The organism is Atopobium sp. oral taxon 810 str. F0209 (assembly GCF_000466405.1).
Classification (GTDB): Bacteria; Actinomycetota; Coriobacteriia; order Coriobacteriales; family Atopobiaceae; genus Olegusella.
Genome location: NZ_KE952949.1, coordinates 205263 through 218989 on the forward strand (window position 1 = coordinate 205263; position 13727 = coordinate 218989).

At 48.7% G+C, this 13727-nt stretch carries 11 protein-coding genes and 1 tRNA gene; 10 read left to right on the forward strand and 2 right to left on the reverse strand.

Annotated elements, in window-relative coordinates; translation table 11 throughout:
• The first annotated feature begins 8 nt into the window (after positions 1-8).
• From HMPREF9069_RS05135 to rpoD, 5 genes are read left to right on the forward strand one after another with little or no spacing between them, the layout of a single operon-like run.
• Positions 9-1094 carry a DHH family phosphoesterase gene (locus tag HMPREF9069_RS05135; protein ID WP_021626112.1) on the forward strand — a complete coding sequence of 362 codons (1086 nt, stop codon included), beginning with the start codon at positions 9-11 and terminating at the stop codon, positions 1092-1094.
• Entirely contained in the window at positions 1091-2062 is a 972-nt protein-coding gene (truB, locus tag HMPREF9069_RS05140; protein ID WP_035438516.1) for a tRNA pseudouridine(55) synthase TruB, read from the forward strand. Before HMPREF9069_RS05135 ends, truB begins: the two co-directional genes overlap by 4 nt.
• On the forward strand, positions 2059-3132 hold the full coding sequence (gene ribF, locus HMPREF9069_RS05145; protein WP_021626114.1) for a riboflavin biosynthesis protein RibF: 1074 nt from the start codon (positions 2059-2061) through the stop codon (positions 3130-3132). The genes truB and ribF overlap by 4 nt, the downstream gene beginning before the upstream one ends.
• A complete protein-coding gene (dnaG, locus tag HMPREF9069_RS05150; protein WP_021626115.1) occupies positions 3125-4987 on the forward strand; it encodes a DNA primase in 1863 nt (620 codons plus the stop codon). The genes ribF and dnaG overlap by 8 nt, the downstream gene beginning before the upstream one ends.
• Positions 4988-5040: 53 nt before the next feature.
• Complete coding sequence (rpoD, locus tag HMPREF9069_RS05155) at positions 5041-6414, forward strand: RNA polymerase sigma factor RpoD (protein ID WP_021626116.1); 1374 nt, start codon at positions 5041-5043, stop codon at positions 6412-6414.
• Between the two features lie 578 nt (positions 6415-6992).
• On the opposite strand, the gene HMPREF9069_RS05160 is transcribed toward rpoD, so the two are convergent.
• Both HMPREF9069_RS05160 and HMPREF9069_RS05165 read right to left on the reverse strand, forming a co-directional pair.
• Positions 6993-7067: transfer RNA gene (locus HMPREF9069_RS05160), tRNA-Asn, on the reverse strand.
• Positions 7068-7126: 59 nt separating this feature from the next.
• Positions 7127-7603 (reverse strand): deoxycytidylate deaminase, encoded by a 477-nt coding sequence (locus tag HMPREF9069_RS05165; protein ID WP_035438517.1) that lies wholly within the window; start codon positions 7601-7603, stop codon positions 7127-7129.
• A 101-nt stretch (positions 7604-7704) separates the two neighbouring features.
• Here HMPREF9069_RS05165 and HMPREF9069_RS05170 point away from each other — a divergent pair, with 101 nt between their 5' ends.
• From HMPREF9069_RS05170 to HMPREF9069_RS05190, 5 genes are all read left to right on the forward strand, one after another.
• Entirely contained in the window at positions 7705-10083 is a 2379-nt protein-coding gene (locus HMPREF9069_RS05170) for a DUF3160 domain-containing protein (protein WP_021626118.1), read from the forward strand.
• A 92-nt stretch (positions 10084-10175) separates the two neighbouring features.
• Positions 10176-10706, forward strand: a complete 531-nt coding sequence (locus HMPREF9069_RS05175; protein ID WP_232204045.1) for a hypothetical protein — start codon at positions 10176-10178, stop codon at positions 10704-10706.
• Positions 10707-10922: 216 nt separating this feature from the next.
• Positions 10923-11504 (forward strand): bifunctional pyr operon transcriptional regulator/uracil phosphoribosyltransferase PyrR, encoded by a 582-nt coding sequence (gene pyrR / locus HMPREF9069_RS05180; RefSeq protein WP_021626120.1) that lies wholly within the window; start codon positions 10923-10925, stop codon positions 11502-11504.
• Positions 11504-12427 carry an aspartate carbamoyltransferase catalytic subunit gene (locus tag HMPREF9069_RS05185; protein ID WP_021626121.1) on the forward strand — a complete coding sequence of 308 codons (924 nt, stop codon included), beginning with the start codon at positions 11504-11506 and terminating at the stop codon, positions 12425-12427. Before pyrR ends, HMPREF9069_RS05185 begins: the two co-directional genes overlap by 1 nt.
• Positions 12427-13716 carry a dihydroorotase gene (locus tag HMPREF9069_RS05190; protein WP_021626122.1) on the forward strand — a complete coding sequence of 430 codons (1290 nt, stop codon included), beginning with the start codon at positions 12427-12429 and terminating at the stop codon, positions 13714-13716. Before HMPREF9069_RS05185 ends, HMPREF9069_RS05190 begins: the two co-directional genes overlap by 1 nt.
• Positions 13717-13727: the final 11 nt, after the last annotated feature.

The following is a 13727-nucleotide window of genomic DNA, read 5'->3' on the forward strand; positions in this document are numbered from 1 at the left end:
TTTTCGCAATGGATGTTTCTCATTCCTTAGAGGTAAGCCCTGAGCAGACTGCTCTGTTTGGACGGCTAACTCAACTTATTGAAGAAGCTCAAGAGATTGTTATTTGTGCACATACCAATCCCGATGGCGATGCGCTGGGATCAACTTTGGGTCTGCTCAAGCTCCTTCAGTGGCGTTGGCCATCCAAGCAAATTACCGGCTTACTTGCTGATCCCAAGCCCATACCTCGCATTTATGAGTTTTTGCCAAGTAGTGAGAGTTTGGTGTGCGCAGCCGACTTTCAGGGGACTCCCGATCTCTTTATCTCGGTAGATCTCTCGGTTTCGTCACGTATGAATGATGGCGAGGCAGTACTTAGACGTTCACGACACTCTGCCATTATCGATCATCACCCCTGCAGCGATCCTTTTGGTGAGGTATCGCTTATCCGTAGCGATGCTGCGGCTGCTGCGGTGCTTATTTTGGAGTATGCACTCTATTTAGGAATGCCGCTCGATGCCGAGATTAGCCTTTGTTTGCTCTGCGCCATCATTACAGACACGGGACGTTTTCAGTATCAAAATACCAATTCGGAAGCGCTTGCTGCGACGGCGCTTTTGGTGGATGCAGGTGCATCTCCTTCTGAGGTATCCCTCAATGTCTACCAAAATTTCCGTCTTGAATTTTTACATCTCAAAGCAGCAGTAATGTCGCGTATTGTGACTTTTGCGCATGGTCGCATTGCATATAGCTATGCCACTAAAGCTGATCTTGAGCGTACAGGTGCCAATCTTGATGAGGCTGATGGGCTCGTAGATGTCGTGCGTTCGGTTTCTGGTTCGGAGGTAGCGCTTTTTCTCAAAGAAGTGCCCGGCGGTCAAGTACGTGGCAACCTACGTTCCAAGACCGACCTTGATATTTCAGGGGTTGCGCGTTCTTTTGGTGGCGGCGGTCATGCTGCTGCTTCGGGCTTTTCTTATGATGGCGATATTGACGAGGTGCTTTCCCTAGCTTTGCCACGCCTGCGCGCACTTTTCCCCGATGATGTTGCCTATGGAGGTACCACTTCATTTCCCCGTATCAATGTCGCGGGAGATGGGGGTGCGCTGCTTTGAGACGAAAGTCGAGTGGACTTTGTTGCCTTGTTGCCATAGATAAACCTCTTGGTTTGTCGAGTCATGATGTGGTTTCTCGTGTCCGCCGTGTTTTAGGCGAGACGCGGGTAGGGCATGCGGGCACACTTGACCCGCTTGCCAGTGGTGTGCTTGTGTTGGGGATAGGTCAGGCAACAAGGTTGATGGGCCTGCTAACACTCGATGAAAAATGCTATGAGGCTCGTATTAGCTTTGGTTGTGAGACCAAAACTGATGATGCAGAAGGCGAAATCACACGTAGTGTCGAGCCCGATGCACGGCTTTTTGATACTGACTTTGCGCGCCAAACTCTTTCAGATTTGGTGGGAGATTGCCTGCAGGTGCCGCCTGCTTATTCTGCTATTTCGGTTGATGGCAAACGTGCCTATGCGCGTGCGCGTGCAGGCGAAAAAGTTGAACTTGCTCCTCGGCATATCCATATTTATGAAGCAGAGCTTCTGTCAATTGAAAACGAGGATAACCAGCCTGTCTGGTGCTGTCGCCTCCGCGTTTCGAAGGGGAGTTATATTCGTGCCCTAGCTCGTGATTTAGGACGTAGCTTGGAGAGTGCTGCTCATCTCAGTGGATTGATACGCACTGCATCAGGACCTATCTCCCTTAAGGACTGCGTATCTTTGGACGAGCTTTCTTTCCAGGGTAAAGAACTTTTATCAGCTAAAGAGCTCGATCCCGCGCGTACTCTTGGGCTGCCCGTGCGTCTTCTTGAGCAAGCCGAGCTTGAAGATATCGCCTGTGGTAGAAAGATTCCTGCAGGTCTTGTACTTGATCTTGGCGAGGGTGCAGCACAAAATGGTCTGCGTGCACCAAAGTTTTCCGAACGCGTCTCTCTTGTGTGGAAAAACAAACTTTATGGTGTCTGGGAGTGCCGTGGCACTTATTTGCTTTGTGATACCAACTTTCCTTTAGGTGTGACAGGGGTACGTGCATGAGCGAGCAAAGTCCCCAGATTGCGCTTGAAGGCATGAGGCGTTACGACTTTGCAAAAGCTTGTCTGTATCTGCACTCAGAGCTGAACTATAAGCCAGAGATTGAAGCTGTCTGCGTACTGGGTGTCTTTGATGGAGTACATCGTGGGCATCAGAGTTTAATTAGGGCCGCTTGCCAAGATGCCCATCGACGTGGACTGCCCTGTATTGTGGTGAGCTTTTGTCCTGATCCCGCTGATGTAGTTTTTGAACCTCAGCCCTTAAGCCATCTTCTTCGTCAAGACGACCGTCTTGCTTTGCTTGCGTCTTGTGGTGTCGAGGGTATTTTATGCTTGGACTTTACTTTTGAGCTAGCAGCTACCAGCTGGAGAGACTTTCTATCTTGTACACTCTGGGCGTATCTGCGTCCCCGTAGTCTTCATGTAGGTCAAAATTTCCGTTTTGGTCAGGGAGGACAGGGTGGCATTCCTGAACTCAAACTACTTGCTGCTGAGCTTAACTTTGGGCTTTTTGATCATGAATTAATGCAGATCGCAGATGTTGTGGTATCAGCAACGCATATTCGTGAGCTGCTGCGCCAAGGACAAGTTGAACAAGCTGGCAACCTGTTAGGTCGTCAACACTTTGTGCGTGGGGTCGTGCAGCATGGGCGTGGGGAAGGCAATTCTTTTGGTTTTCCTACAGCAAACGTTCAGTTAGATCGTATGGATTGCGTGCCTGCGCAGGGTGTATATGCGGGTTGGGTTTTAATGGGTAGTTCTGCTTGGCCAGCTGCTATCAATGTGGGTCTGCCACCAAGTTTTAGCGATATGGATGCTCCCTCATTTTTGGAAGCCAATCTTGTTGGCTTCAATGGTGATTTGTATGGAGCGAACCTCGCGGTAAGTTTTGCTTCTTGGCTACGCGCTTCGCGTAAGTTTGATTCCCTTGATGAGCTTGAGCGAACTGTGTTGGGCAATATTGACTGGGTCAAGAATCACTTGGGCACCAAGCGTATTGAGTTGGGACGCGGGGGTATCTATAGCCTTAAGGTGCTTGAGCGCAAACTGTGGAGGGGAGGGCCGCATGATTAGTGATGAGGATAAAGAGCGAGTGCGTCAGGCCACTGACTTTGTTAGCTTGGTGTCTGAGACCGTTGAGTTGCATCGCCGTGGCAAAGACCTCTGGGGTTGTTGTCCTTTTCACCATGAGAAGAGCCCTTCTTTTCATATAGACCCAGCAACGGGACTGTGGAAATGTTTTGGTTGCCAACGTGGTGGTGATGTTTTTAACTACGTTATGGAACGTGAACATCTGGAGTTTCCCGATGCAATTCGTTTTTTGGCAGATCGTGCTGGGATAGAGCTTGTTGAGGAGCGTGGAGCGCATCGAGGACCAAAGCGCAATAGGCTTCAGCAGGCCCTCGGCGAAGCCGAAAAGCTCTACTCGACTATGTTGATGCGTGGCAGGGGAGCAGGTCCCGAGTCTGCTCGAAAATACCTTGCTAGTCGTGGTTTTGGTTCTGCAGTATGTCGTCGCTGGGGTCTAGGTTTTGCTCCTGGTCATGGCGCCTTGACATCAACGCTGACTCAAAAGGGCTTTTCTCGAGATGAGCTTTTAGCTGCAGACTTGGTAGTCGATCGCAATGGTCGTACTCAAGATCGTTTTTATGAGCGCGTGATGTTTCCCATTCACGATGAGCAAGGTCGCTCTATTGGTTTTGGCGGGCGTGTTTTGGGTGATGCCAAGCCAAAATATCTCAATACCAAAGAAACCCCTGTCTTTCACAAATCAAAGCATCTTTTTGGCCTAGATCATGCCAAGACGCAAATTACAGCTACGGGTATAGCGCTCGTGGTTGAGGGTTATACTGATGTTATTTCCCTGCATGAGCATGGTTTTTCCAATGCAGTAGCAGCGCTGGGAACCGCACTTTCGCTTGACCACATAAAGATGCTCTCGCGTTTTAGGGCGCAGCGTATCATCTGTATGTTTGATGGCGATGCAGCAGGTCAAAAAGCAGCAGAGCTTTCTGTTCAGTATGTGGACAAGACAGATGCAGAGATGCTTTGTGTGATTCTTCCAAACAACCAAGATCCGATGGAATTTCTCTCTACACATGAGCCTTCGGAGCTTCAGGCACAGCTTGATGGAGCACGACCTCTGGTTGAGTTTGTGCTTGAGAAGAAGCTTTCAGGTTTTGATTTGGGTATTCCTGGACAACGGGCAGGAGCTTTGGATGCAGCTGCCCAGGTGCTTGCACCTCTTAAGGATTCTGTGAGCTTTGATGGTTATGCGACCAATCTAGCTCATCAGCTAGATATGGATGTAGATGCTACCAAGCAGGTTATACGCGAAAAAGCGCACAATATTGCTGCCCGTAAAGCAAAACTTCGCCAAGAATATGGGGCTTATCAAACAGCTCATGAGTCCACAGCGCCTGCACTGGAGTCACCTGTTGCAGAGACAGCTGCGTATCAAAGCGTAGATAAGCTCCTTTCGCATGATGCGCGGGGTCAGTTGGCAGCCGAGCGTGAACTATTGGCATTAATGGCAAATTCCCCCGAGGCTGTGCGCCCTTATGCTGAGCGATTAGGATCGGTGCTCTGGGCGGACTCTCGCCATGAGACGATGGTCTGGGCGATGTTGGCAATGGTTGTTGGTACTTCTCCTGCCGAGTTGGTGCATGCAGCTTCTGTAGCGGTTCCTGAGGCTCCGCAGATTCTTGCTGGTGGTGGTTTGGCGCTGGCACAGGGGATGGATGCAGATCATAAGGCAGCTTTTTTGGCTGATGTGCTTGAGCTCTATTCCACTCGTCGTGAAATCAAGGCGATTCAGGCTCAGCTTAATAGTCGTGAGGACAAAAACTTACCTGAATTATTGGGTCGTGCGGTGGAATTGCGTAAACGAGAACACGAACTTAATCAAATTATTCCTACAGAGGTATAAGACTCTCAAAAACGGGTATTATCCTCTAGGTTCATGGCGTTGAAAGGACACATGTGGCAACGAAAAAGACTGATGCTCAGACCGCAAAACTTACTCCTGAGCTTGCTTCTGTAGTGACGAAGCTTGTTAAGAAAGCAGGCAAGGCGGGTACCATTAGCGAAGATGATATCCAAGTAGCTCTTGTGGATGTCGATGTTGATGATGATGAACTGACTGATGTCTATGATGTCGTACGTGCTAAAGGTGTCACAATTTCTGGTTCGGGAGATATCCCTGATGTGGCCGCTGTTGTACTTGAGCCCGATGTCGAAGACGATATCGATGATACCGTTGACGAAGATGATGAGGACGACGAGGGTCTTGACGAGGAAGAAAAAGAAGAGCGCGAGGCTCGTGCAGAAGCTCGCGTAGCCAATGAGGTTCTTCGCTCTACTCCTAAAAATCACACCCGCAAGCGTTCTAGCCGTGCTCGTTCTCGCCGTCAGGATGGTTCCACAGTGATGCTGACGGGCGATCCTGTGCGCATGTATCTTAAGGAAATTGGTAAGGTTGATTTGCTTACTGCTTCCGAAGAGGTACACCTTGCAATGAAAATTCAGGCAGGTAATGAGGCTGCGGAGCGTCTTGAGGCTGCGGAGCGTGGCGATGCAGAGCTAACTCGTACTGAGCTGCGTCGTTTGACCCGCATTGAGCAGGTAGGCCTTGATGCGAAACAGCAGCTGATTTCTGCAAACCTTCGTCTAACTGTCTCTATCGCCAAGCGCTATGTTGGCCGCGGTATGCTCTTCTTGGATCTAATTCAGGAAGGCAACCTTGGTCTGATTCGTGCGGTTGAGAAGTTTGACTACACCAAGGGCTTTAAGTTCTCCACCTATGCTACGTGGTGGATTCGCCAAGCAATTACCCGCGCCATTGCCGACCAGGCGCGCACCATCCGCATCCCAGTTCATATGGTTGAGACTATCAATAAACTTGTGCGTGTACAGAGGCAGCTTTTGCAGGAACTTGGTCGCGATCCAACCCCCGAGGAGGTTGGTGCCGAGATGGGCATGGCTGCTGATCGTGTGCGTGAGATTCAAAAAATTAGCCAGGAGCCTGTCTCTCTCGAGACACCTATTGGCGAAGAAGAGGATTCTCAATTAGGTGATTTCATTGAGGATTCTACGGCCGTTGCTCCTCCTGAAGCTGCGTCTGATTCTATGCTTCGCGAGCAGCTCGAACAGGTACTTGATGGACTTGCTGATCGTGAGCGCAAGGTTATTAAATTCCGTTTTGGCCTAGAAGATGGTCACCCTCGCACTCTTGAGGAAGTTGGTCGCGAATTTGGCGTTACACGTGAGCGCATTCGTCAGATTGAGTCCAAGACCCTGGCAAAACTGCGTCATCCTAGTCGCTCTAGTAAGCTCAAAGACTTCATGGAAGAGTAGCTTTACTTTTTCCATAGCATTGCAATCAGCCTGGCGACCCTGCTAGGCTGATTTTTTATTTCTTTCATTTCTTACAGATGATTTACTTTTCTCGTTGTCTTCTATTTAATGCAGACGGTTCAAAACCGTACCAAACGACTCGAGAAATCCCAGGTAAAAATTGCCGCGAGGGTGCATTTTGAACCCGATGCATGGCATTTATGGCAGGCGGTTCAAAAGCGTACCAAACGGCTCAAGTGCAGGTAAATTTTCTTCCGAGGGTGCATTTTGAACCCTCTGCAAGAAAAAGGGTGCATTGTGAACCGCTTGCAAGCTGAAGGGCGCTTCTTGAACCCGACGCATGGCATTTATTGCAAACGGTTCAAAACCGTACCAAGTGTGTGGAGAAACAGGTAAATTTTCTTCCGAGGATGTATCTTGAACCCTCTGCAGGGAAAAGGATGTTTATTGAACCGCCTGCGAGTAAAAGGGCACGTTGCGAACCGTTACAGTGGGGAACTATGTGTCAGACACACTTGGACATCTTTAAAGAAAAGAACCCGTGCGAATTCAATCGAACGGGTTCTCATGAGTTTCAATGGCTCCCCGGGCAGGATTCGAACCTGCGACACGCTGATTAACAGTCAGCTGCGCTACCACTGCGCCACCGGGGAATATCAGCAAGAAAGTATTATACACACATCCAACTATCGTGCAAGTGAAAAAGAAAAAATTAAAGTCGCACTTTGGGGATAGCTACCATGCGGGTAAAGATATGAGCTGCTTCAAGGATTCTACCTGCGGCGATAGTCTCTCTAGAATCGGGATATGGATTATATGCATAGGCAACTTCCGAGACACCCACCTGAGCGAGCTCTTTACAACATTCATTGCAGGGGAAATGTGTGACATAAATTGTTGAACCCTTAAGTTCGCGCATGGAACCGCGGAAATTTAGTACTGCGTTGCGTTCGGCGTGGACAACATAGGGATATTTAGTCTCGAGCCAGTCTCCATCACGGCGCCAAGGAAAGACTGAATCGTCAATCCCGCGCGGTGTGCCATTATAACCAATAGACAAAATGCGACGGTCTTTACTTACAATACAGGCGCCGACCCGCGTATGAGGATCTTTTGATCTCAATGCCGACAGCGCTGCAACACCCATAAAATACTCGTCCCACTCCAAAACGTTCTTTCCTTGATCCACGTTTACCTCTTTCAATAAGCCTTCTGCCAGCAGAAAAGCTTGAATGCCACAAGTAAGTTAACATCTGAATTCTACAGGCATAACGACGAAAGGGGTAGCACATGTTCTGCTCTAACTGCGGGAAGCAGGTTGGAGGCGATGAGCGGTTTTGTCCTCATTGTGGAAAGCCCTTAGCTTCCTCTTTGGCTCAGAAAAAGCAGCAAAAAGTAAGTAATACAACCCTTAGGATTCTTGTTGCTGTTGCTGGTGTTGTAGTCGTTTTGCTTGTTGCCATTGTGGCGATGAAGTTTGGCTTGCCAAAAAAGATAAATTCTGCAGCTATATCTACTACTCCTGCAGCGACCGTTACCGTGTCAGGGAAGAAGATCAAGGGTCTACAGCGACCCACACTTATTTCCTCTCTTGATAAGGAAGCTGCTGCAAAAGCAGCACCTGCACTTTCGAGTTATCGCAAAGAAGGCAGTTCAGATACTTCAGCAGGTGTTAAACCCGATATCAAGAGTTATAGCGTAGAAGATGGTCTTTCAAACGTTACAAATGCTAACGATATTATGATGCCTGACGCCGTGAAGCCCTTGTTGGCAAAAAATGGCTTTGCGATTGCTGAAGATACGGCCGGGTATGAGTTTTTTGAAACCTACGAGATGAACCGGTATTCATTGATCCCCAACTTTGTTACTACAGATTCAATGATGCATAGCTACCATCTCTACTTCAGCTACCTGCTCAAAACCTGTGAGCGTGAGCAGCTTTCAGCAAAACTGCGCGATATGAGTGAAGTTATGCTTCGTGAGAGTCAAGATCAGCTTGGCAAACTGACTGATGATGAGTGGCAAAATGCCGCTTGGCGTAATGTGGCGTTTTTCTCAGTTGCCTGCAAGCTGTGCGGCTCTGATGTGCCTATTCCTGAGGCAGTAGAATCTGCTGTTGACAGGGAAGTTGCTCAAATTATGGCAGCGAGTGGCGTGGGAAGCTCGACCGTTTTGTCTGAAGGTACAAAAGACGGAGTGGATCTAGATTACAGTCAGTTTAAACCTCGCGGTTACTACGAAGGCGACACCACTCTAGAGGCGTATTTTCGCACGATGATGTGGTATGGACAGGTTAATTTCACTCAGAACGAAGAGACGCTCGACCGAAGCGCTTTGCTTATCACGATGGCACTTAATGGCGATGCACTGTCTAGTTGGGAAGCAATCTATACCATCACGAGTTTTTTTGCAGGTGCCAGTGATGATAACGGCTATTACGAGTACTGGCCTGTTATCCAGGCGGTTTATGGTGATGATGCCACAGTAGAGAGCCTAAACAATGCTGAGGATAAGTGGAAGATTTTCCATGAGGCAACAGCTCAAATGCAGGCTCCCAAAATCAACTCTGTGGTAGTAGCTGATAGTGGTGAAGGCGCAGATCACAGTTCAGAAACCCTCGGTTTTCGCTTTATGGGTCAGCGATTCTCACTGGATGAGCGAATTTTTAGTCAGCTGCTCTATAGCCGCGTAGGTAAAAACTCTGCGGGAGAAAAACGCATGCTTCCAAATGCCCTTGATGTACCTTCTGTCTTGGGATCTATGGAAGCCCAGGCGATTTTGCATGAAGCGGGTGCTGATGATTTTGCCAAATATAGCGACAATCGTGAGAGTCTGCGTAAGGAAATTGCTCAAAACGGTGACGCGCTTTGGACGGGTAGCCTATATGCACAGTGGCTCTATACCCTCAATCCACTACTGACAGCGAAAGGTGAGGGGTATCCTGCTTTTATGCAGTCCAAGGAGTGGGAACGCAAGAACTTGCAGACCTATTTGGCGAGTTATACCGAGCTCAAGCACGATACAGTTTTGTATTCAAAGCAGGCTATGGCCGAGATGGGTGGCGGTCCTCTTGAGGAGCTTGATGATCGCGGTTATGTGGAACCTGAGCCCGAACTTTATGGTCGGCTTTCTCGTTTAACCCAAGGAACAATGGAAGGTCTTTCGCATTATGGCGTGTTGTCCAGCACAGATGCCGACGGACTCAAAACGTTGGCTGAGCTGGCAAGCAAACTCGAGACAATCTCCAAAAAAGAACTTGCCAACGAAAAGCTTAGTGATGAGGAATATGAGCTTATTCGTAGCTATGGTGGTCAGCTTGAACATCTTTGGGATTTGACGGCAGATACTGACAATCAGTCTTGGACTAAGGCTGCAGAGTGTCCTGCTGCTGTGGTTACCGATATAGCGACTGACCCAAATGGCTCTGTATTGCAGGTGGGTACAGGCATTCTTTCAAAGATATATGTTGTGTTTCCTATTGATGGTGAGCTTCATATAGCCGTTGGTGTGGTATCGAGCTTTTATCAATTCGAGCAACCTATGGCTTCTCGTCTGACTGACTCTGAATGGCGTAGCATGCTAGGTATCGGTACGTATCAGGATGCAAATTCTACTGCCATGCCTGAAAAGCCAGCATGGACTAAAAGCTTTAGTTGTGAGATACGCTAGTGCACAGACAGGTATTGACACAAGCAGAGCCTTCTTTTATGAAGGCTCTGCTTCAAAATAAGAATAGACGGTGGGGGAGAGTCTTTGGCATCTTGATGGTGTCTGCTGTAGTGGTTGTAATCATTTTTTGGCTATGGACACGGGGGTGCTTTCTACCCGCTTGGATCAGCTGGCAAGAGTGCGAGCAGAATCTTGATCTTGATAAAAATGGAACAGTAGAGACACTCATACTCCGTCAGCGTCAGCTGAAGATAAGCAATGATACTACATTGCTTTACCAAACGGATGCCAGCTGGTTTGTTTCTGATGTGTTGGTAGGCGATATCAATCATGACGGTAATCAAGAAATTATTTGTCTGTTGTGGAAGCGGGGAAGTTTTGGCAATTCCCGTCCTTTTTGGATCAAGCAAGACGATATACATTTTTCCCAGCACATCTTTATTTGGACTATGCAAGAAGGCCATATCCAACCTATTTGGCAGTCTTCTGCCATTGATTTTGAGATTGCTTTGATATCACTGAATGATAAGCAACAAGTTTGTTGCACAACAGCTGATGGAAAAAAGTCCTGCTGGGCATGGCTTTCTTGGGGACTTGCGCGTATTGATACGGAAGATACATAGTCTGTCTTGCGGAAGATAAATAGTTTGTCTATTTGTGACACACACGTTTTGTAAGACCTGCTACACTGGAGCACGACCTTTAAGCGCGGTACGAGATGCCCGCAAGGTGTTTAAATTCATATGTGTGCCTACTTGCGGGGTGTCTCGTGTCGCTAACGGCGACAGGGCATCCTTTTTTCTTGTCGCGGTTGCGTCCGAGAGACGGGAAGGAGCGTAATGGCACAGTTTGAGCCAAAGGCGACGATCATGGATGAGGCGGCGATGAATCGCGCCATCACTCGTATCGCCCATGAGGTATTAGAACACAACGAAGGTAGTACGGATTTTGTTCTTGTAGGAATCATCCGTCGAGGTGAGGTGCTTGCTCGTAAGCTTGCCGACGAGATTGAAAAGGTAGATGGCGTGCGTCCACAAATCGGTACGCTAGATATTAGCTTTTACCGTGATGACATTGGCAAGCGCGTAGCACCAGTACTTCAGGGTTCCCATATTCCTTTTGATATTGATGATACTGAAGTCGTGTTAGTAGATGATGTCCTTTATACCGGCCGCACCATCCGTGCTGCTCTTGACGCTTTGATGGATTACGGCAGACCTCGTAGGGTTCAGCTGGCTGTCATGGTTGACCGTGGTCATCGTGAGTTGCCTATTCGTGCCGATTATGTTGGTAAAAATGTTCCCTCTTCTCGTGAGGAAGATGTGCGCGTCTATGTTGAGCCTGATGACGATCACTCAGCAGTTGAGATTTGGGACAGTGCGACTCACAAGGCCGCTATTCAGGCAGGAGGTCAGTGCTAATGCTCTCAGTAAAGCATCTGATTGATACTAACGACCTTACGGCAGATGACATCACCCAGATTCTTGATACTGCCAAATCCTTTGACCCCATTGTGAATGCCCGTACTATCAAGAAGGTCCCAGCTTTACGTGGCCGCACGATTGTAAATCTCTTCCTTGAGCCTTCCACGCGCACCCGTAGTTCTTTTGAACTAGCAGAAAAGCGTCTATCGGCTGACTCGCTCAATATGGGTGGTTCTACCAGCTCTGTTGTTAAGGGTGAGAGTCTCTCTGACACCATTCAGACCATTGATGCCATGAATGTTGATATGTTTGTCTGTCGTGCAAAGCTGGCAGGTACTCCCAAAAAGATTATTGAAAATACCGATGCCGTTGTTATTAACGCAGGCGATGGCAAACATCAGCATCCCACGCAGGCTATGCTTGATCTTTACACCATTCGTGAGGAGTTTGGGCATCTTGATGGTCTTAAGGTTGCTATTGTTGGCGACCTCGCTCACAGCCGTGTCTGTGGTTCGTTGGCCCCTGCTCTTAAGACTATGGGTGCCGAAGTTACTCTTGTGGGGCCCCCAACCTTCCAGGTGGGTGATCCCAGCTGGTATGGCTGCAATCAGACGGCAGATCTTGACTCGGTTATTCCCGAGATGGATGTTGTCTATATGCTGCGCGTGCAGCTGGAACGTATGGAAGGCGCTGCAATTCCTTCCAAGCGCGAGTATAACCGCCTTTATGGTTTAGATGCTCGCCGTGCTGCCATGATGAAGCCTGGTGCCATCGTGTGCCATCCAGGTCCTATGAACCGTGGTATGGAAATCAATACTGAGGTTGCTGATAGCTTGCAGTCTAGGATTTTAAAACAGGTCAACGCAGGCGTTCTGACCCGTATGGCTGAGATGTATCTGCTCCTGGGAGGAGAAAACTAATGGCATATTTGATTCGTGGCGCCCGCGTTGTCGACCCACAGCTTGCCCTTGACGATGTGCGCGATGTGCTGATTGAGGGCAATAAAATCAAGGCAGTTGGCAACAATCTTGAGGTCGCAAATGCTGAGGTGGTAGAAGCTGCAGGCAAGGTGCTCATTCCTGGTATGGTGGATATGCACGTACATTTCCGCGATCCAGGTTTTGAGTACAAAGAAACCATTGAGACAGGATCTCGTGCGGCTGCGCATGGTGGCTTTACCGATGTGGCCACCATGCCCAATACGAGCCCCGTTACTGACTCGGGAGCTGAGATTCGCTATCAGATTGACCGCGGTGAAGCAGCAGGTCATGTGCACATTCGTCCTATCGGCGCACTTACCAAAGATCAAAAGGGTGAGGCATTGGCCGAGATTGGCGACATGGTGCTCGAAGGTGCGTGTGCCTTCTCCGATGATGGGCATGGTGTGCAATCTGCTGGCATGATGAAGACTTGTATGGGCTATGTTTCTCAGTTTAACCGAGTAGCTATTGCTCACTGTGAGGATGAGAGCCTTTCAAAGAATGGTGTTATCAATGCTGGTCGTGCGGCAACCCGTCTGGGAATGTTTGGCTGGCCGGCATTGGCTGAAGAGCATGAAATTTGGCGCGATATTCAGTTAACCCGTTCTACCAACTGTGCCCTACATATCGCTCATATTTCAACGGCTCGTGGCCTTGAAATGGTCAAAGCAGCAAAAGCTGAAGGGCTGCCCGTAACCTGTGAGGTTACACCTCACCATCTCTTCCTTTGTGATGATGACATTACTACCGCCTACAACACTAACCTCAAGATGAATCCTCCCTTGCGCTCTGCCAAGGATGCTGAGGCCCTGCGCCAAGGCATTGTCGATGGTTCCATTGACTGTGTAGTGACCGATCATGCTCCTCATGCCGCCCACGAGAAGGACTGTGAGTGGGAGATTGCTTTCTTTGGCATTATTGGCCTTGAAACCTCTCTTCCTCTGATGCTCACCCATATGGTTGAACCTGGCATTATGAGTTGGAGTCGTCTCGTAGAAGTGATGGCTGTGTCCCCGCGTGAGATTTTGCGTCTCCCTGCTGTCAAGATTGAGGAAGGTTCGGTTGCTGATCTGACGCTTATTGATCCTGAAGCTCAACTTGAGGTAACTGAGGACTACTTTGAGTCTAAATCTAAAAACTCTGCTTTCTTAGGTAATAAGCTCAAAGGAGCTGCTTGTGATGTGTTCTGTGGCGGTAAACGTACACTCGCAAACGGTGTTGTGGCCTAAAGTTCACAGAA